Source organism: Cupriavidus basilensis (assembly GCF_008801925.2).
In the GTDB taxonomy this organism is placed as follows: Bacteria; Pseudomonadota; Gammaproteobacteria; order Burkholderiales; family Burkholderiaceae; genus Cupriavidus; species Cupriavidus basilensis.
Genome location: NZ_CP062803.1, coordinates 676411 through 693594 on the forward strand (window position 1 = coordinate 676411; position 17184 = coordinate 693594).

Below are 17184 nucleotides of genomic sequence, written 5' to 3' on the forward strand. Positions count from 1 at the left end.
ACGGCTGCCACGCGCCATGTCCAGTTCAGGGTTTGACCTTCAGGTGCCCGGCGACGGCGGCACGCCCGCCGATGGCGATGGCGTGCCCTACGCCAGCCTCACGCCGGACTTGATGCTGGATGCGATGGAGGCGGCCGGTTTCGAGCCGGATGGCCGCCTGCTGGCGCTCAATAGCTATGAGAACCGGGTCTGGCAGGTGGGGATCGAAGGCAGCGCGCCGGTGGTGGTCAAGTTCTACCGCCCCGGCCGCTGGAGCGACGCCGCCATCCTGGAAGAGCATGCTTTCGTGCGGCAACTGGCCGACGCCGAGATTCCGGCGGTGCCGGCCATCGCGCGCGACGGTGCCACGCTGCTGGCGCACGCGGGTTTTCGCTTCGCGGTGTTTCCCCGCTGCGGCGGGCGCGAGCCGGAGCTGGATCGTGCCGATACCCTGACCTGGCTCGGCCGTTTCATCGGCCGCATCCATGCGCTCGGCGCCACGCGTCCTTACCAGGCGCGCCCCACCATCGACGTGGACACCTTCGGGGTGGCCCCGCGCGACTGGCTGCTGGCGCAAGACTGCATTCCCCTGGATTTGCGCCCGGCCTGGCAGGCGGTTGCCGATCTCGCCGTGGATGGCGCTCGCCGCTGCTTCGAGCGCGCGGGCGATGTCGCGCAGTTGCGGCTGCATGGCGATTGCCATCGCGGCAATGTGCTGTGGATCGAGGCGTCGCATGCGGGTTCGCGCCCGCCCGGGCCCCACTTTGTCGACTTCGACGATAGCCGCATGGGGCCGGCGGTGCAGGATCTGTGGATGCTGCTGGAAGGCGACCGCGCCGCCCAGCAGGGTCAGATGGCCGACATCCTGGCCGGCTATGAGGATTTCGCGGAATTCCAGCCGCGTGAGCTTTACCTGATCGAGGCGCTGCGCACGCTGCGCCTGCTGCATTACAGCGCCTGGCTGGCCAGCCGCTGGCGCGATCCGGCCTTTCCGGCGGCATTCCCGTGGTTTGGGACTGCCCGCTACTGGCAGGACCGCATCCTGGAGCTGCGCGAGCAGGTCGCGCTGATGGACGAGCCGCCGCTCTGGCCGGTCTGACCCGGCACCGGCCAGCCCAGGCCGGCTGCCTTACTTCTTGCCCGGGACCTTGACCAGGACTACCGGGCACGGGGCGTGCGCCAGCACCCGTCCCGCCACCGAACCAATCACCGCATCGAAGAACGAGCCGCGGCCGTGCGTGCCCATGACGATGCCGCGTGCATCCACGCTGGCGGCGTAGGCGACGATGCGCTCCGGCGCAAAGCCGTGCAGCGCGTGTTGCTCGAAGGCGATGCCCGCGCCGCCGAGGATGTCGGCCACGGACTGCATGGCCTTACCGCTTTCTTCCTGATGCCAGGCATCGATGGTTTCCTTGCTGACGAAGGCGCGCACCTGTCCGGTGACATCGGGCGTCACATGGACCACATGCACGGTAAAGCCGCTTTGCAGCAGTTTGCCTTCGGCGATAAAGCGGGCGGCTGCGTCGGAAAAGGGCGAACCGTCGGTGGCGAGCACGATGTTGGTCATGGCGGCTATCTCCTGTAATGGTTGTGATCTCGTTGTCGGCATGGCGCGGCCCCCGCCGGGCTGGCTCGGGGGCGGTCACTACGGTCATGATGGCACCCTGCGGGCAACCTTGCCTGGATCCAGATCAAGTCGGGCGCAATCGCCGGCGCCTTCCACGCGCCTTGCGCGAGCCTTCCAATTTCCCGTTTTGACGGTTTTTTTGCACCGTGCCGTGGCATCTCAGCGCCTTTTTGACGTGGGGAAATCTACGCTGCAGATAGGACAACTCTGTCGGATGTTCCGGCTTGCCGCCATGTGGATCTACTATCGGTTGGCGATCGGCGCGCTGGCCATGCTCGCGCTGATCCTGCTTTTTGCCATGGAATTCGGGCTGGCCAGTGCCATTGCGCGCCGCGAGGAGGGCTTTTCGCAGTCGCCCGACGAGCAGGGTCCCTGAGGGCCCCTGATGGCGCCCGCGCGCTGCCGGGCCCGATGAAGGCGCGCCGCCAGGGGCGCCGTGCGTGGACAAGTTGCATGTAGCGGTTCAGACTGCCGGTGCGGGCCGCGCGGCTGTCTTGCGGCCCGCTCGCCGTTTCCGTCGCCATGCACGTTCCTATCCCACAAGAGCCATGAGACTACTTTCCCGTGCCCGCGCGCCTGGCAGCGCGCCGCACTGCGCCCCCCTGCATACCCATTTCCGCATCTTCCAGTCCCCCTTGCGCAGCGCTGTCCGCGCGACCGTGTGCGGCGCCCTTGGTGCCATGCTGCTGGCCGCTGGCGCGCATGCCGCCACGCTCGACAGCGCGCAGCTACAGCAGCAGGCCGACCAGGCCGCGGCGCGCAGTTACCGCGAATGGGTCGAATTGCTGGCGCTGCCCAACGACGCCACCGTGCCGGCGGATATCCAGAAGAACGCGGACTGGCTGGTCAAGGCCTTCGCCCGGCGTGGCTTCCAGGCGCGCGAGTTGCCCAATAACGGCAAGCCGATGGTCTACGCCGAATATCCCGCCAGCACGCAGCAAAGCGCTGGCCCGCGCAAGACCGTGCTGTTCTACATGCATTTCGATGGCCAGTCGGTGACGCCGTCGCAATGGGCGCAGCCCAGCCCGTGGGAGGCTACGCTCAAGGCGCGCAGCGCCGATGGCAAGTGGGAAACGCTGCCGCTGGACAAGCTCTATGCCGGCCAGGTCGATCCCGAGTGGCGCGTGTTCGGGCGTTCGTCGTCGGACGACAAGGGCCCCATCGTGATGTTCCTGGCCGCCATGGGCGCGCTCAAGGCCGCCGGGGTGGACCCTGCGGTCGATATCAAGGTGCTGCTGGATTCCGAGGAGGAGAAGGGCTCGCCGTCGCTTGGCAAGGTGATCGCAGACAACCTGGCGCTGCTGCGCAATGACGGCATGGTGATCTTCGATGGCCCCATGCACCAGAGCAACCAGCCCACGCTGATCTTCGGCAATCGCGGCGTGCTGCTGGTGCAGCTCAAGGTATTCGGCGCCAGCCAGGGCCTGCACAGCGGCCACTACGGCAACTATGCCGCCAACCCCGCGCAGCGGCTGGCGAACCTGCTCGCCACCATGAAGGACGACGACGGCCGCGTCACCATTGCCGGCTACTACAAGCCGGTAAAGATCGATGAACGCGCGCGCCGCATCATGGCCGCCGTGCCCGACGACGAAGCCGCGCTGCGCCGCCGCCTGGGCATCGCGCGTGCCGAGCGCGTTGGCGCCAACTACCAGGAGGCCATGCAGTACCCCACGCTGAACGTGCGCGGCATGGCCGCCGGCGACGTGGGCGAGAAGGCCCGCACCATCATTCCGGAAGTGGCGGTGGCCGATATCGATATCCGCACCGTGCCGGAGACCAGCCCGCAATCCCTGTTCGCCCTCGTCAGGCAGCACGTGGAAAAGCAGGGCTACCACCTGGTCAAGGGCGAGCCCACCGACGACGAACGCGCGCGTTATCCCAAGCTTGCCTCGGTCACCGCGGGTGAGGTCTCGGCCTCCAGTTCCGCCGCGCGCACCGACCTGTCGGCGCCGATCAGCCGGTGGCTCACACAGGCCATGCAGCAGTCCTATGGCAAGGCGCCGGTGCAGATCCGCATGATGGGCGGCACCGTGCCGACCGGCGCGGCGGTGCAGGCGCTGCAGGCGCCGTTCGTGATCGTGCCGCTGGTCAATGCGGACAATAACCAGCACAGCTACGACGAGAACATGCGGCTGGGCAACTACCGCGATGGCATCCGTACCGTGATGGGCATCTTGCAGACACCGTTCAAGTAAGGCGTAACGCCGCAGGCGCCGCACATTCGCCAGGCCATCTCCGCGGTGCCCTGGCCAATGGCGTGACACCGCAGCAATTGCGTGAACTGGTGGTGCACAGCGCCGTCTATTGTGGCTTTCCGGCGGCGCTGGGCGCGGGGCGCAAGCTGGCCGAAGTGCTGGAGGCCGCCAACGTGAAGGGCTGAGCGGGCGGTAGCAGGCGGGGGGGCAGGCGGAGGCAGGCTTGGAGCAGTTGCACGGCCGTTCCGGGCATCTGGAATCATGCCAAAATGCGCAGTGCTTGCCTTGCCAGCGCGCAATCGCCCAGGCGCGCAAGCGTGTCATCGCACGGATTTGTGGGGCTTGACGTGTCAATGATCGCCTTGGGCCAATCTCGGAGTGGATGAAATACAAATGCGGTTTTCGGCCAGGTACGCCGCCGTGGCGGCAATCGTCTGCGCTGGTGCGATCCTCAACGATGGATTCGCCGCGCAGAACCCGCAAGAGCAGAGGGAGGGAGAGGGAGGGCGATTCCTTCGCTACAGCTCGACCCAGATCTGGGTGGAACCGACCGCGGAAGAGCGTGCCGCGTACGAGCGCGCGCGTGACTTCACGCTCCCGCGCAGTTCGGTGAGGGCGGCCTTGCAGGCTTGCCAGGCTGCGCTCGAGGCGCAGGGCTATACGCGGCTGGAAGCAGACCCGAGCTTTGGCCTTGTCCAGGGTGTTCTCAATGAACGGCTTGTCAGCACCGGCCGGGAAGTACTGCGCGGCGTGCTGAAAGCGAAGATGGGGCTTCCCGGAAAGCCGGACCATCAGACGACCGAAGCGCTGATTGCCTTGGGGCCCAGCCCGTCGCCGGGCGATGTACTGGTCAGGGTCCGCTTGCGCGTCACGGTCTGGGACAGCAACGGCGATTCGCGCTCGACCATCGTCGTGGACCCGCAGGCTTACCGGAATTTCTTCGCGAAGCTTGAGCGCACGCTCGAGGCGGCGAGATAGGGGCGTCCCCCCGGGCTGGCGTTCATGCCATCCCTGAGATCGGCGCGCAGCCGCAGACATAACAAGTGGATCGGCCAAGGCCGCGCAACGAAGCCAGAATCGTCTTGAAGCGGCCTCTAACGCTGCAGCGCCTGCGCGGCGACAGTCACGAGGTAGCCGCTGCCCAGGCAGGCGGCGATCCATCCGGCGAGGATCAGGGCGGTGTCTTTGATGGTCATCATGCGTTCCTGCTCTGCTGTCTGTGCTTGCTGCGCTTTCTGTGCGGCGCTTGCTTGATGCTCACACGGAGAAACCGAACGGATAGTCGTGCTTGACCGTGCGGGCGCCGTCGCTGAAGGCGTCGACCTTGCGCGCGCCATCGGTGTAGGCGTCGGCCGAGCGGTGCACGTAGCCGTAGTTGTCGCCGGCATGGGTGCCGCGTGCATCCGCGGCAAAGGCGGAGTTCAGGGAGAGCAGGGCGGTGCCGGCGATGGCGGCAGCGAGGAACAGGCGGGCTGTGGTAATTCTCATGATCTATCTGCCTTGTTGAAATTGGGAGAACATGTTCCGTCTCCATGTGACAAAGGATAGATCTGGTACGGGATCGATGCGGGCTCTTGTATCGTATTCGATATTCAAATTTTTTGACTAAGCGTCCTGTGCAAGCTCCGGGGCCTGCCGCGCTGCAAAATCCTGCGCCGCCGCCAGCAGCCAGGTCCGCAGGCGCGACATCGCATCGCTCATCGGCCGCGAGTCCGGTGCCACCAGGTAGTAGGCTCGCTGCGAGCGCATGGCCTGCGCCACCGGCATCACCAGCAGGCCCAGCGCCAGGTACTCCTCCACCAGGAAGCGCGGCACCAGGCCCACGCCCAGCTTGGCGCGGGCGGCGCTGATCACCATGCTGTGGTGGTCATAGCGCGTGCCGCGCATGGCGTTGACGTCGCCCACGCCGGCCGCCTCCATCCAGTTCTTCCAGTCCAGCCGCCGCGTCGACAGGTGCAGCAAGGGCGCCTGCGCGATCCGCTGGGCGCTGACCGGCCCCTCGCCGGCAAACAGCTCCGGATGGCAGATCGGTACCGATTCTTCATCGAACAGCGGGTCGGCGCGGCCGCCCGGATAGTTGGCTTCGCCGTAGTGGATGGCGGCGTCGTACGGCGTGCCGTCGAACAGGAACACATCCGCCTGCGCGCTGAAGTTGACCACCACCTGCGGATGTTGCGCGTAGAACGCGGGCAAGCGCGGGATCAGCCATTCCACGGCCAGGGTCGGCACGCAGGCTAGTTCCACGATGCCGCCCGCACCCTCGTGCGCCATGATATCCAGCGTGTCGCGCTGCAGTTTTTGCAGGCTTTCCCTTACCTGGTAGCCGTAGAGCGATCCGGCCGGCGTCAGGCTGACGCGCTGGTTGGCGCGGTGGAACAGCGCCACGCCGAGCTGGCTTTCCAGTGTGGCGATCTGGCGCGAGACGGCGCTCTCGCTCAGGCAGAGTTCCGCCGCGGCCCGGCGCAGGTTCTGGTGGCGGGCCGCGGCTTCGAAGGCGCGCAGGCTGCTGAGGCTGGGAATGCGGGAGGCGCTCATGGGGCGAGTGGCAGGGGGCGGTTGACTTGGGCATCTCACTGGTACCCCAGGGTTGATGCATGAAAGTCATCATCCTATGCGTAAATCTCGCTTGATGTAAAAAAGTTGATGACTAAAAATGCCGAACTCCGGGAATGTTGCCTATAGGCCTTCCGGCGTTCCCCGCCCCCCAAGAGACCAGAGACGGGACATCACAACCAATAAGGAAACGAGGAGACCGGCATGAATCGACTGCTTCGCATCATCGGCCATTGCGGCATTTCAATGGGTTTGCTGGCCGCGGCCACGGCCAGTGCGGACGACTTCCCTAACAAGCCGGTCCGCATCATCGTGCCGTATCCGGCCGGCGGCACCACCGATATGGTGGCGCGCATGATCGGCGACCAGCTCACCGTGATGTGGAAGCAGCCGGTGCTGGTGGACAACCGTCCTGGCGCCGGCGGCATCGTTGGCACCGGCGCGGCGGCCAAGTCGCCGGCGGATGGCTACACGCTGCTGATGGGCTCGGTCGGCGAGTTCGGCATCAATCCCACGCTGTACAAGAAGCTGCCCTACGACGCCGCGGCGGACTTCGTGCCCGTGTCGCTGGTGGCCAAGGTGCCCAATGTGGTGGTGATCTCGCCGGCGTTTGCCGAGCGCGCCCGCGTGACCACGCTGGCTGAGTTCATCGCCTACCTCAAGGCCAATCCCGCCAAGGTCAACATGGCCTCGGCCGGCAACGGCACGTCGACCCATCTGGCGGGCGAGCTGTTCCAGCGCATGACCGGCACGCAGATGAGCCACGTTGCCTACAAGGGCAGCAGCCCGGCGCTGGCCGACCTGATGGGCGGCAGCGTCGACGTGATGTTCGACAACCTGCCCGCATCGATCCAGTTCGTCCGTGCCGGCAAGCTCAAGGCGCTGGCGGTCACCTCCGCGGCCCGTTCGGCGGCGCTGCCCAATGTGCCCACCGTGGCAGCGGCCGGCCCGGTCGAAGGCTTCGACGCCAGCCCGTGGTTCGGCCTGTTCGCGCCTAAGGGCCTGCCCGCCGCGATTGCGCAGAAGATCAGCCGCGACCTGGCACGCGCCACCAGCGATCCCGCCATCCAGGTCAAACTGCGCGAGCAGGGCGCCGAGCTGGCGCCGAACTCGCCGGAAGCGTTCGCCGAACTGGTGCGCAACGATCGCCGCAAGTGGGGCGAGATCGTCAAGCTCTCCGGCGCCACCGTCGACTGATCGATCGACCGATCCCACACCGAGCCTCTCATGAGCACGCCAGTCCATCCGTACGCGTTCGCACCGGCCATGCGGGAGCCGCAAGGCTCGCCCATCCGCGAGCTGTTTCCCTACATGAGCCTGCCGGACATGATCTCGTTCGCGGGTGGCTACCCCTCGCCGGCCAGCTTCGATGCCACCGCGCTGCAGGATGCCGCGGCCAAGGTCATGGCCACCCATCCCGCGCAATGCCTGCAGTACGGGCCAACCGAGGGCATGCCAGCGCTGCGCCAGGCATTGGCCGCGCTGATGGCGGAGCGCGGCGCGCCGTTGCCACCGGAGCAGGTCGTGGTGACTTCGGGCTCGCAGCAAGGCTTCGACCTGCTGGTGCAGGCCTTTGTCGCGCCGGGCACGCCGGTGTGGGTGGAAACGCCGACCTATCCCGCCGCCGTGCAGGCGCTGCGGCTCGCCGGCGCCGCCGTGCGCGCCATCCCTTCCGACCAGGACGGGCTGTGCGTGCAGGCCCTTGCCACCATGCTGGCGGATTGCCCTGAAGCCGAACGGCCGCGCCTGCTCTACCTGGTGCCCACCTTCGCCAATCCGAGCGGGCGCACGCTGGCGCTGGCGCGCCGCCGCGCCGTGCTCGCGCTCGCCGCGCAGCACCGCATCGTGGTGGTGGAAGATGATCCCTACGGCAGCCTGCGCTTTGACGGCGAGCCGCTGCCCTCGCTGCTGTCTCTGGCTGCGCAGGATCCCGCGCTGACACCGTGGGTGATCTATCTCGGTAGCTTCTCCAAGACCATGGCGCCCGGGCTGCGCCTGGGCTGGATGGCCGGGCCCGCCGAAATCCTGCGGCGCGCGGTGATCGCCAAGCAAGTCTGCGATCTGTGTACCTCGCCATGGCTGCAACTCGCCATGGCAAGCTGCCTGGTGGATGGCCTGCTGCCCCGCCAGACCGCGCGCATCATTGACCTCTACCGCCACAAGCGCGACCTGATGGTGCAGGCCCTGGCCGATGCGTTCGGTCCCGCGCTGCGCTGCGAAACCCCGCAGGGTGGCATGTTCCTGTGGTGCGAGATCGACGGCGTGGCCGATGCGGCCAGCCTGTTGCCGCACGCCATCGCGGCGCGCGTGATGTATGTGCCGGGCGCTAGTTTTGGCGTGGACGGGCAGCGCTCGCCCGCGCTGCGGCTATCGTTCGCCACCGCGTCCGATGCGCAGATCGTGGAAGGCGTGGCGCGTTTGCGGCGGGCGGTAATGTCCAGCCAGGGCGGCTAGCCAGAACCGCTTCGCTTCATGAAACAGCCTCTTGGCGGGATATCGCCACCTGCCGGTTCCTGGCATCCAGTTTGCGCAGGATGTGTTGAACCTGGGTCTTTACCGTCCACTCGCTCTTGTTGAGGATGTGTGCGATTTCCCAGTTGGTCTTGCCTTGGCGGAGCCAATGGAAGACCGCTTGCTCCGCCTTGGTGAGGGATCGTACGGCCGCGCCCGCAGGATTGCCATTCGCTCTCACATGGTGGATCTTGACTAGCGCTTCGTGGACCCCGCGGGCAACCGCCTCGGCATGGTGCTCGTGGTGAGCGCGGCGCGCCATATCCACGCCGAACAGCGCGAAATAAGACGCCAGCCCGCGGTCCGCATCGACGTGTCCGTGGAGAAAAAGATTGCCAAGCGCGTATTGCTTGAATAGCGACGCCAATGCTACGTTCTCGCCGGCCATGTCCGGGCAGAAAAACTGAGGGGTGCGTGCCAGGATCCAGTGCGAAAAAACCGGGCAGCCTACGCCGGGATTATGCGTAACCTGTTGCAGGTAGGCCTCCGGCACGCGAAAGGTGAACGTTTCGAGTGGCCTGACCCCCAAGGTATGTTTGGTGGTCAGGCCGAATGCGGACATGCGGTGCGGGATCAGCTCATTGAGCCAGGTGCGAGACCAGTGCAGGAAGCTATCCGGATCCGCAATCGCGGCGGACCGCATGGACTGCTGAACCTCCCAGCCGCGGCTGGAAGGTGCTTTCACATAAAGCGCAGACGTATGCATGTCCATCGTTGTCGCTCCTTAAGCACCTGCCCCTGCGCATTGGATGCGCACGGTGGATTGGATGGGTAGGGACGGAGCGCGTGCCGGGTGAGCGATGTGTCGTGTCCGCCGATCGTTGTGACGGCGCATGCCACCAACCGCTGGTGCCGGCGCCGAAGTACCCGGAAATCATCGTCGGGGCATGTCCTCGGGTCAAGCGGATAATTCTCGAACTTGACCCCGCTCAGTCAGCGCGTGCCGTAGATGAACCGGGTGGCAACCTCGGCGACTTGCTTGCCCAGTGCCTGAGCTGTATCGCGATCGCATTGCGGCGGAGCGACATCGGACGATTCGTCCGCATTGGCCTGGGCCATGGCGCCCAGGAAGCCGCCGACCCGGTTCAGGTCCCGCGAGGTTCCCTGGCTGGTGTGATAGCCGGGCATCGTACCCAGCGGTACCCAGATCATGGCGTGTTGCGCGGCAAAGATCGTCATTTGCATCAGGGTGTTCAGCTTGTCCCCGCTCCAGCATGCCGAGCAAGTGAACCCGGCCGCAAGCTTGTTACGCCAGCCCTGCGATGCCCAGACGACGGAGGAGTCATCCATGAATCGCTTGAAGTCGGCAGGGACGTTCCCCATGAACGTGGGGGCGCCAAAGATGATGGCGTCGGCCTGGTCTAGTTCGTTCCAGCGGCCGTTCACCTCAGAGACAGGAATGAGGCTTGTGGTTGTGTTGGCGATCGACTGCGCGCCCACTTGGACCGCATGGGCGAGCACGGCGGTGTGGCCTGCGTTACTTTGATAGACGATGGCAATCCTTGGCATGGGGAACTCCTTTTTGCGTTGTTGGCGGTGGAAAATTGGCAGGCAGAAGACTCGGCCTCGGCCCGCTGGGCGTTGGAATGCTTTACAAGGTGCTTAATCCGCGCGCCAGGCGATGGCGCCAGCTCATGCCTTCCCGGAACGACTGGTGGCGGGCGTTGCTCTCCTGTTCGATGCGTGCTGCGTTGGCGCGGGCCATGGCGATGGCGTCGGGGATGCTGCATAGGTGCGGCCAGCCATAGAGCGCTGTAATTTGCGCGAGTCTCTGTTCGATCGATCCGCCCACCACGCGGCAGGGAATGCCAAGCGCCTGCAATCTTTCCAGCAACATGCGCTCCGTCATGCGGCGAAACGCTTCCGAGACGGGGCGATGGCCGTCGTCAGTCATCGGGAACTCGATCGGCAGGTGGATCACCTCCTCATACGAGGCGCGGGCGTGCGCCTCCACCGCGTGCATGAGTCGCTCAAAGATGTGTTCATGCGTGGGGCGATAGCGCAAGCCCAGTAGCTTGCGCAGACCACGGGTGACTGGCCCGTTGGCGGGATTGACCCCCGCGATCAGGCGGCCTCGGGCATAGATCCACTCGTGCAGGCAGGAGCCGTCCGAAATGTAGGTGTCTCCACACAGGTGCTCGGACACGACACGCTCCTTGAACCGCCAGAGGCAGAGCTCCATCAGCTCGGGAATGCTGCACTGCTCAAGCACCTTGCCCGGTAGCGCTTCCGGCATGATTTCGCGCATGGTGCGGGCATTGGTGCGAGGTATGCCGGTCAGATAGCCCAGGGCATCGGTCGTGGTCGACTTGCCGGTGGAGTAAGTGCCGGAGATCACGATGCGCATGTCAGTCCCCACTCGCTGGCGGGGCGTCTTCTTCCGTCGCGGGGAGATGGTGGGCGAACGTGAAGGTGGCGGTCATTGCGCCAAGCTGGCATAGGAAGCGGAAGACGGACCAATTGCATCCATCCGCGCGCATGCGCTTGTGGCTCAACGTGTGCAGCTCGATCAATTGCTGGCGGCGGACCTTGCAGGGCACGGCGGTGCTGATAATGAAATCCCGCATCCAGAGCGTATTGCTCCGGGTTCGTGAAATCCTGTCCTTCTGGTAGATGACGGCTTGCGCCATCTGGGCGCAAGCCAATACGAACTCCACATTGGAAAGCGTACGGTAGACGGATGTGGGGGCACTGAAGATGGTCTCCGCGACGGCATGGCCGTCGTCGGGACTGAGCATGAGATGGTGCAGATCGATCCCGTAGACGCCGCCGATGGCCAGCCTGCCGGCTACCGATTGCGGTGCATCGTGTTCGAGCATTCCGGTGTTGTCGAAGTGTGTCGCATTGTTGCGCGGCTGCCCATTGTGGGTCAGGGTCACCGCCAGTTCCATGCTGCCAAGCTGCAGATCAATCTGCGTGGAAAAGCGGTAGAGCGAGCGGCGATCCTTGAGCGGCTCGGTGACAATGCGATGGATGGCATAAGGCAGGGCGTCGAGCTGTTCATCGGGCGCACTTCCACTGCGAATCTCACAGCGATTGATCAGCACTTCAGGCTCGGCCGGACTCGTCGTGAATCGCTGGGCTACCGCCCACTCGGAGAGCACCGCGCCCAGATGGGTTGCGTCCACTGTCGAGAGATGCGGCGGCGCCGTAGCGCCGTTGGACTTCCTTGACCAGTCCTGCGGATAGATGATCGCAACCTTGCCCTGGCATGGCAGCGCTGCGATGTCGGTGCAGGGCGCTATCACCCGATACTGGACGCGCTTGAATCCGGATCCGAAGTAGCGTTGTTCCCGTGGGCCCAGCAACTGATCAATGTCGGCAAAGTGGCGCGACTGTCCGCGCTGGGACGGGTGTTGCCGTGCGCGATTGGCTTCAGCCCTGGCGCTGAGGTGCATGGTTCGGCCCCGTGAATTGTGCAGGAGGGAAAGTATCTGCGCGGGCAGTTTGCAGCGTACATACTCTGGGTGGAGTATTGCGCTCGGCAACCAAGTGCGAGCGGCGCAATGGCCGTGCGCCAGGAAGCCGGATCCTCTCTGCCCAGGCGCAAGGGGCTCGCTGCCGCGGCCTATGGGATACTGAGGCTCCCCTTGTTTGCTAACCCACCATGGTTGAATCCACCCCCGCCCGCTGGCCCCATTCCGGCTTCGACCCCGCTGCGCGAGACGGCAACGGCCAGTTGCTGGCCGGTGATCACCTGCTGCGGATGTGGTGGCGCCGCCCGGAGGTGGCACCGGTGGACGAATCGTGCGACGCCGAGCGAGCGCTGCATGCGGCGTTGATCGCCGAGCCACGGCGGGCCGTGCCAGCTAGCGAGCTCGCTGCCTTGCAAGACCCCGATGCCCGCGACAACTACGCCGTGGTGCTGGCCATGCGCGAGCGCCTGCTTGCCGCGCCGACCATCGAGGCGGCCTATCTGGATATTTTCCGCGAGGGCAATGTCAGCGTGCCACCGGTCTTTATCGACCAGCTCGCGCACGTAATCGTGCACGGCATCCTGCATGACAGTGACAAGCCGGATCCGATGGAGTGGCGCGCCGCGGAGCTGTTCTCCCGCGCGCAGAAGGTGTCGCTGCAGGAAGGCGGGGTGATGCTGGCCGATGCCGACACCGTCGAGCTGCACGCGTCGGGCAGTGTCTACGGCGAGCTAGGCCGCATGCTGGCCGAAGCGCAGGTCGCGGCGCGCAAGGTGGAGCTGGATGTGCTGGATCGCGATAACGCGCAGGCTTACTGGGGACGCAGCGAACGCCACGACACGGTGATCCGCTTTGCCAGCGGCAGCGCGGCGCTGGCGGCGTTCAGCCGCGTGCTCGCGCGTTGGGTGCGGCATTTCTTCGGGGTGGAGGTGACGGTGATGCCGCTGTCCGCGATCGACGACCCGCAGTGGGCCTGGCATATCGGGCTGGACGCACAGGCCACGCTGTTGCTCAATGACCTGTATCGCGGCGTGGAACTGGAGCCGCAGCGGCAGCGGCGCATCTTGTCGCTGTTCCGGCTGGATTTTGCCGATCCATCCGTGATGCGCCCGGATGTGGCTGGCCGGCCCGTCTACCTGGCGGCGGCGATGAGCGAGGCCGGCATCCTCAAGGTAAAGCCGCAGAATCTGCTGCTGAACCTGCCTCTGGCCTCGATCTCATAGCCGCTGGCCGCAGCAGCACCACGACCAGCAGCAGGAGCCACGTCCGCGCCATCAACGGCGCCATTCGCGGTCATGGTCATGGTCGTGATCGTGTTCGTGCCAATCACGCTCGCGCCGATCGCGTTCACGCCACTGCTGCTCGCGCCATTCGCGTTCGCGCCAGGCGCGCTCGCGCGCACCGGGGCCGTAGTAGCCGGGGCCATAGTAACCAGGGCCCGCCACTACCACCGGCTGGGGCTGCACATACACCGGGGCCGGTTCATAGACTGGCGCGGCCCGGTACACGGGGGCTGGCTGGTAGACGGGAGCCGGCGCGACAAACACCGGGCCGGGCACGCCGATGCCGATGTCCACATCCACGCGCGCGGATGCGGCGCTGGAAGCAAGGCCTGCAACAGCAGCAATGACGCAAAGGGTGGCAAATTTCCGCACGGGTGGCTCCGGTTAGTGATTGGCTCCACTGTAAGCCGGCGCGCCGATGTCAGGTATTAGCGGGGTAATACAACTGTGTCTTCTTGTAACGTTTGATGCTTAATTTCCAACGCATCAGGCGCCGCGCCACTGCAGCCGCCGTCCCAGCCAAGGCGCCAGCGCCGACGTTGCCACGCCCAGCGCGATCAACGCCAGCCCGGCCGACAGATCCGCCGAGATCCGCTCCTGGAACGCCACCGCCGAGACCACCAGCCCGATCAGCGGCACGCACAGCATGGCGATCGAGGTAGCCGCCGGCGGCAAGGCCTGCGTCATGTTCAGCACCACGATAAAGGTCAGCGCGGTGGCCAGCGGCCCAGTGTAGAACAGCAGCGGCCAGATCTCCGGCACCGAGAGGAAGTGGGGCGCGCCGTCACGCAGCAATGCCAGCACCACCAGCGGCACCGAGGCCACGGCGGTTTCCCACGGGATCATGTCCGCGCCCAGGCGCACCGTGCGGTTGGCGCGCAGCTGGATGATGCTGAGCGACCAGGCCAGCGACGCGCCGAGCAGCATCACCAGGCCCACGGCGGTATGCAACTGCCAGTCCCGCACGGCCGGGGCGATCATCAGCGCGATGCCGGCATAGCTCAGGCCGGTGGCGATCCACTGCGGGCGCGACAGCCGCTCCTTGAGCACCAGCGACGACAGCGGAATCACCCACACCGAGGTGGCATAGGCGATCACCGAGGCCCGCCCCGGCGGCACGTACTGCAGCGCCCACAGCGCCAGCGCGGTGAAGGCCGCCATCTGCAGCAGGCCCACGCCGATCACCAGCGGCCATTCCTGCCGCGTGGGCAGGCGCAGCCGGCGAAACGCGCCCAGCACCAGGAGGCTGATGGCGGCGGCCGAGACAAAGCGCGCGGCGGCAAACCAGAGCGGGCTGACGTGGGTCAGGCCCAGCTTCATGACCGGCCAGTTGCCGCCCCAGATCGCCACGGCGCAGGCGAGGGGAATAAACCGGCGCCATCCTTGTTGTGCTTGCATGCTTCGACTCGACTCTTTGACCAGATTGTCCCGCCGCCACGAGATGGGAGCGGGATGCTGGAAAGTCTACGGTTTATTGCGCCGCAGCAAAAACCGAAGGCGGCTGCAAATGCGTGCCGTTGCGGCATAGAATGCTGCCATATGAAAAAACAGGAGTGCAACGTGCTGGACATCGACCTGGACGCCACGGATATCCGGATTCTCAACGAGCTGCAGCGAGACGCCAGCCTGACCAACGTGGAACTGGCCAGCCGCGTCAGCCTGTCCCCCTCGCCCTGCCTGGCGCGGGTCAAGCAGCTGGAAAAACAAGGCGTGATCTCGCGCCGTGTCACGCTGCTGGACGCGCGCCGGCTCGGTCTGAAGGTGGTGGTGTTTATCCAGATTTCGCTGGACAAGCAGCGCCGCGAAACCCTGGATGCCTTCGAGCGGCGCATCACCACCCTGCCGCAGGTGATGGAGTGCTACCTGATGTCGGGCGATGCGGACTACCTGCTGCGCGTGGTGGTGGCCGACGTGGAAGCGCTGGAGCGGCTGATCATCGACCAGATCACGCGCATTCCCGGCGTGTCCAGCATCCGCTCCAGCTTTGCGCTCAAGCAGGTCCTGTACAGCACGGCATTGCCGCTGGGCTGATGGCCCGGTTCAGGACGACGCCCGCAGCGATTCGCGCGCCGTGAGCGCGACCACGCTGTCGATGCGCGTGTCGGCGCAGGCCACGGCGATGCCGTCCGGCAGCAGCGGCGCGGCCAGCCGCGTCAGCACATTGCCGGGTGGCATTTCCACCGCCAGCCGCACGCCGCATTCGCGCGCCAGCAGCATGGCCTCGTGCCAGCGCACCGGCACCGCCAGGTTGCGCGCCAGGTCGGCGGCGATGCGCGCCGGATCGCGCAACTCGCGTGCCGCGCTAGCGCTGAAGTAGCGCAGGCGCGGGCGGTTGATGCGCACACCCTCGAACGCGAGCGCGAGCGCGATTGCCGCGCCGTCAAGCAGAGCGCAGTGCGAGGGCACGCTGATGGCAATGGGTTTGGCCGCGTGCGCGCCACTGTCCAGCGCCAGCTTCGCAACCCGCGCCATGGCCGTCGCGGCGCCGGCAATCACGAACTGGGCGGGCGCATTGAGATTGGCCAGGTAGACCGGCGACGCCGGTCCGTGCACCTGCGCGATGATGCGCTCCAGCGGGCCCAGCTCCATGCCGAGGATCGCCGTCATGCCATAGCCGCTCGGATACGCTTGCTCCATTAGCGTTGCGCGCTGCGCCACCAGCCTGACCGCATCGGCATGGCCCAGCACGCCCGCGCAGACCGCCGCCGGGAAGGCGCCGATCGACAAACCGGCCACGGCATCGGGTTTGGCGCCTTCGGCAAGCAGGCAGCGCGCCATCGCCACGCCAGCGGTCAACAGGCACAACTGCACGGCCACGGTGGACGCGAGTTCGGCCGCGCTGTCCAGCGCCAGCACATCGCGCCCAAGCACTTCGCTGGTCTCGCTCATCGTGGCGCGCACGGCAGGGTGGTCGGGCAGCGCGTGGAGCATGCCGGGGCGCTGGGCGCCTTGGCCGGGGAAGGTGAATAGCGTGCTCATGATGGCGGCTGCCAAGGGTCCTGGCTCGTGACAGGGCCAGTCGCCGTCTTGAGCAACACGCGGCCGCCGGTGCGCACGCGCTCGCGCAGCGCGAACGCGCCAAACGGGGTGGCCACCTGGATGTCGATGCGCGCTTGCGCATCGTCGAGCAAGGCGGCCAGAGTGCGGGCCAGCTCGGCCGAAAGCGGCGTTCCCGCCGTAACCAGCAGGTCCAGGTCGCTGCCCGCATGCAGCACGTCGATGCCGCTGGCCAGCGTAAAGCCGACGCTGCCGGTCACGCCCCAGTCCACCTGCGCAGCATCCAGCGCTGGCGCGATGCGCGCCAGCGCGGCGAGCGCCGGCAAGGCGGCGCGGCGCGGATGATCCCGCCAGCGTGCCTGCCGCGCGAGCATGCCCGGCGTGACCACGCGCGCCACCTGCGCGGCGGGCAGCCACGCTGCGTGGCGCTGCGCGCGCGTGGTGCCGCGCAGCCCGACCGGGATGCGGTCTTCGACGGCGCCATCGCGCCGCACCACCAGCGGGGCTTGCGCGAGCCAGCCGGCACTTGCCCACGCCGGCAGCGCATTGGCACGGGCGAAGCCCGGTGCGTCCGCGAGCCACAGCAGGTCATGCGGCAGGAGCGTGCTTGTGGTCATTGC

At 66.4% G+C, this 17184-nt stretch carries 19 protein-coding genes and 1 pseudogene; 9 read left to right on the forward strand and 11 right to left on the reverse strand.

Annotated elements, in window-relative coordinates:
* Window positions 1-16 precede the first annotated feature (16 nt).
* Window positions 17-1078 carry a serine/threonine protein kinase gene (locus F7R26_RS03020; RefSeq protein ID WP_193692122.1) on the forward strand — a complete coding sequence of 354 codons (1062 nt, stop codon included), beginning with the start codon at window positions 17-19 and terminating at the stop codon, window positions 1076-1078.
* 30 nt (window positions 1079-1108) lie between these two features.
* Here the strand turns inward: F7R26_RS03020 and F7R26_RS03025 are convergent, their stop codons facing one another.
* Window positions 1109-1546: a universal stress protein gene (locus tag F7R26_RS03025; RefSeq protein ID WP_150993067.1), complete on the reverse strand. Its 438-nt coding sequence runs from the start codon at window positions 1544-1546 to the stop codon at window positions 1109-1111.
* Here F7R26_RS03025 and F7R26_RS03030 point away from each other — a divergent pair.
* The 4 genes and pseudogenes from F7R26_RS03030 (at window position 1545) to F7R26_RS03045 (ending at window position 4782) form a co-directional block, all read left to right on the forward strand.
* Window positions 1545-1982, forward strand: coding sequence for a hypothetical protein (locus F7R26_RS03030; protein WP_150993069.1), 438 nt, complete (start codon window positions 1545-1547; stop codon window positions 1980-1982). The two genes, F7R26_RS03025 and F7R26_RS03030, sit on opposite strands and share 2 nt — an antisense overlap.
* Window positions 1983-2286: 304 nt before the next feature.
* Complete coding sequence (locus F7R26_RS03035) at window positions 2287-3804, forward strand: M20/M25/M40 family metallo-hydrolase (RefSeq protein WP_241754490.1); 1518 nt, start codon at window positions 2287-2289, stop codon at window positions 3802-3804.
* A gap of 26 nt (window positions 3805-3830) precedes the next feature.
* Window positions 3831-3989 (forward strand): annotated as a pseudogene (locus F7R26_RS03040) (carboxymuconolactone decarboxylase family protein); the annotation flags it as partial.
* Between the two features lie 208 nt (window positions 3990-4197).
* The gene (locus tag F7R26_RS03045) at window positions 4198-4782 is read left to right on the forward strand and encodes a hypothetical protein (RefSeq protein ID WP_150993071.1); all 585 of its coding nucleotides are present in this window, start codon (window positions 4198-4200) and stop codon (window positions 4780-4782) included.
* A 279-nt stretch (window positions 4783-5061) separates the two neighbouring features.
* Here F7R26_RS03045 and F7R26_RS03050 read toward each other — a convergent pair whose 3' ends face one another.
* Together F7R26_RS03050 and F7R26_RS03055 are read right to left on the reverse strand one after the other, a co-directional pair.
* Window positions 5062-5292 (reverse strand): hypothetical protein, encoded by a 231-nt coding sequence (locus tag F7R26_RS03050; RefSeq protein ID WP_150993073.1) that lies wholly within the window; start codon window positions 5290-5292, stop codon window positions 5062-5064.
* A 117-nt stretch (window positions 5293-5409) separates the two neighbouring features.
* Window positions 5410-6339, reverse strand: a complete 930-nt coding sequence (locus F7R26_RS03055; RefSeq protein WP_150993075.1) for a LysR substrate-binding domain-containing protein — start codon at window positions 6337-6339, stop codon at window positions 5410-5412.
* Window positions 6340-6603: 264 nt separating this feature from the next.
* Here F7R26_RS03055 and F7R26_RS03060 point away from each other — a divergent pair, with 264 nt between their 5' ends.
* Window positions 6604-7554, forward strand: a complete 951-nt coding sequence (locus tag F7R26_RS03060; RefSeq protein ID WP_241754491.1) for a Bug family tripartite tricarboxylate transporter substrate binding protein — start codon at window positions 6604-6606, stop codon at window positions 7552-7554.
* 30 nt (window positions 7555-7584) lie between these two features.
* A complete protein-coding gene (locus F7R26_RS03065) occupies window positions 7585-8811 on the forward strand; it encodes an aminotransferase-like domain-containing protein (protein WP_150993079.1) in 1227 nt (408 codons plus the stop codon).
* A gap of 16 nt (window positions 8812-8827) precedes the next feature.
* Here F7R26_RS03065 and F7R26_RS03070 read toward each other — a convergent pair whose 3' ends face one another.
* From F7R26_RS03070 to F7R26_RS03085, 4 genes are all read right to left on the reverse strand, one after another.
* A complete protein-coding gene (locus F7R26_RS03070; RefSeq protein ID WP_150993081.1) occupies window positions 8828-9580 on the reverse strand; it encodes a helix-turn-helix transcriptional regulator in 753 nt (250 codons plus the stop codon).
* 221 nt (window positions 9581-9801) lie between these two features.
* The gene (locus tag F7R26_RS03075) at window positions 9802-10377 is read right to left on the reverse strand and encodes a flavodoxin family protein (protein WP_150993083.1); all 576 of its coding nucleotides are present in this window, start codon (window positions 10375-10377) and stop codon (window positions 9802-9804) included.
* An 82-nt stretch (window positions 10378-10459) separates the two neighbouring features.
* Window positions 10460-11215, reverse strand: a complete 756-nt coding sequence (locus F7R26_RS03080; protein WP_150993085.1) for an ATP/GTP-binding protein — start codon at window positions 11213-11215, stop codon at window positions 10460-10462.
* A gap of 1 nt (window position 11216) precedes the next feature.
* Window positions 11217-12266 (reverse strand): AvrD family protein, encoded by a 1050-nt coding sequence (locus F7R26_RS03085; RefSeq protein ID WP_150993087.1) that lies wholly within the window; start codon window positions 12264-12266, stop codon window positions 11217-11219.
* Between the two features lie 209 nt (window positions 12267-12475).
* On the opposite strand from F7R26_RS03085, the gene F7R26_RS03090 reads away from it, so the two are divergent.
* A complete protein-coding gene (locus F7R26_RS03090) occupies window positions 12476-13507 on the forward strand; it encodes a DUF6352 family protein (RefSeq protein ID WP_150993089.1) in 1032 nt (343 codons plus the stop codon).
* Between the two features lie 51 nt (window positions 13508-13558).
* Here F7R26_RS03090 and F7R26_RS03095 read toward each other — a convergent pair whose 3' ends face one another.
* Together F7R26_RS03095 and F7R26_RS03100 are read right to left on the reverse strand one after the other, a co-directional pair.
* The gene (locus tag F7R26_RS03095) at window positions 13559-13939 is read right to left on the reverse strand and encodes a hypothetical protein (protein WP_150993091.1); all 381 of its coding nucleotides are present in this window, start codon (window positions 13937-13939) and stop codon (window positions 13559-13561) included.
* 114 nt (window positions 13940-14053) lie between these two features.
* The gene (locus tag F7R26_RS03100) at window positions 14054-14965 is read right to left on the reverse strand and encodes a DMT family transporter (RefSeq protein WP_150993093.1); all 912 of its coding nucleotides are present in this window, start codon (window positions 14963-14965) and stop codon (window positions 14054-14056) included.
* Between the two features lie 162 nt (window positions 14966-15127).
* Here F7R26_RS03100 and F7R26_RS03105 point away from each other — a divergent pair, with 162 nt between their 5' ends.
* Window positions 15128-15598 carry an Lrp/AsnC family transcriptional regulator gene (locus F7R26_RS03105; RefSeq protein ID WP_006158020.1) on the forward strand — a complete coding sequence of 157 codons (471 nt, stop codon included), beginning with the start codon at window positions 15128-15130 and terminating at the stop codon, window positions 15596-15598.
* 9 nt (window positions 15599-15607) lie between these two features.
* On the opposite strand, the gene mdcH is transcribed toward F7R26_RS03105, so the two are convergent.
* Both mdcH and F7R26_RS03115 read right to left on the reverse strand, forming a co-directional pair.
* The gene (gene mdcH / locus F7R26_RS03110; RefSeq protein WP_150993095.1) at window positions 15608-16546 is read right to left on the reverse strand and encodes a malonate decarboxylase subunit epsilon; all 939 of its coding nucleotides are present in this window, start codon (window positions 16544-16546) and stop codon (window positions 15608-15610) included.
* Window positions 16543-17181, reverse strand: a complete 639-nt coding sequence (locus tag F7R26_RS03115; RefSeq protein ID WP_193692123.1) for a malonate decarboxylase holo-ACP synthase — start codon at window positions 17179-17181, stop codon at window positions 16543-16545. The genes mdcH and F7R26_RS03115 overlap by 4 nt, the downstream gene beginning before the upstream one ends.
* Window positions 17182-17184: the final 3 nt, after the last annotated feature.

Coding starts and splice junctions, on each gene's coding strand:
- F7R26_RS03085 (WP_150993087.1), bottom strand. CDS start 12,266: ATGCACCTCAGCGCCAGGGCTGAAGCCAATCGCGCACGGCAACACCCG.
- F7R26_RS03075 (WP_150993083.1), bottom strand. CDS start 10,377: ATGCCAAGGATTGCCATCGTCTATCAAAGTAACGCAGGCCACACCGCC.
- F7R26_RS03020 (WP_193692122.1), top strand. CDS start 17: ATGTCCAGTTCAGGGTTTGACCTTCAGGTGCCCGGCGACGGCGGCACG.
- F7R26_RS03115 (WP_193692123.1), bottom strand. CDS start 17,181: ATGACCACAAGCACGCTCCTGCCGCATGACCTGCTGTGGCTCGCGGAC.
- F7R26_RS03100 (WP_150993093.1), bottom strand. CDS start 14,965: ATGCAAGCACAACAAGGATGGCGCCGGTTTATTCCCCTCGCCTGCGCC.
- F7R26_RS03060 (WP_241754491.1), top strand. CDS start 6,604: ATGGGTTTGCTGGCCGCGGCCACGGCCAGTGCGGACGACTTCCCTAAC.
- F7R26_RS03080 (WP_150993085.1), bottom strand. CDS start 11,215: ATGCGCATCGTGATCTCCGGCACTTACTCCACCGGCAAGTCGACCACG.
- F7R26_RS03035 (WP_241754490.1), top strand. CDS start 2,287: ATGCTGCTGGCCGCTGGCGCGCATGCCGCCACGCTCGACAGCGCGCAG.
- F7R26_RS03050 (WP_150993073.1), bottom strand. CDS start 5,292: ATGAGAATTACCACAGCCCGCCTGTTCCTCGCTGCCGCCATCGCCGGC.
- F7R26_RS03070 (WP_150993081.1), bottom strand. CDS start 9,580: ATGGACATGCATACGTCTGCGCTTTATGTGAAAGCACCTTCCAGCCGC.
- F7R26_RS03090 (WP_150993089.1), top strand. CDS start 12,476: ATGGTTGAATCCACCCCCGCCCGCTGGCCCCATTCCGGCTTCGACCCC.
- F7R26_RS03045 (WP_150993071.1), top strand. CDS start 4,198: ATGCGGTTTTCGGCCAGGTACGCCGCCGTGGCGGCAATCGTCTGCGCT.
- F7R26_RS03065 (WP_150993079.1), top strand. CDS start 7,585: ATGAGCACGCCAGTCCATCCGTACGCGTTCGCACCGGCCATGCGGGAG.
- F7R26_RS03025 (WP_150993067.1), bottom strand. CDS start 1,546: ATGACCAACATCGTGCTCGCCACCGACGGTTCGCCCTTTTCCGACGCA.
- F7R26_RS03055 (WP_150993075.1), bottom strand. CDS start 6,339: ATGAGCGCCTCCCGCATTCCCAGCCTCAGCAGCCTGCGCGCCTTCGAA.
- mdcH (WP_150993095.1), bottom strand. CDS start 16,546: ATGAGCACGCTATTCACCTTCCCCGGCCAAGGCGCCCAGCGCCCCGGC.
- F7R26_RS03030 (WP_150993069.1), top strand. CDS start 1,545: ATGGCGGCTATCTCCTGTAATGGTTGTGATCTCGTTGTCGGCATGGCG.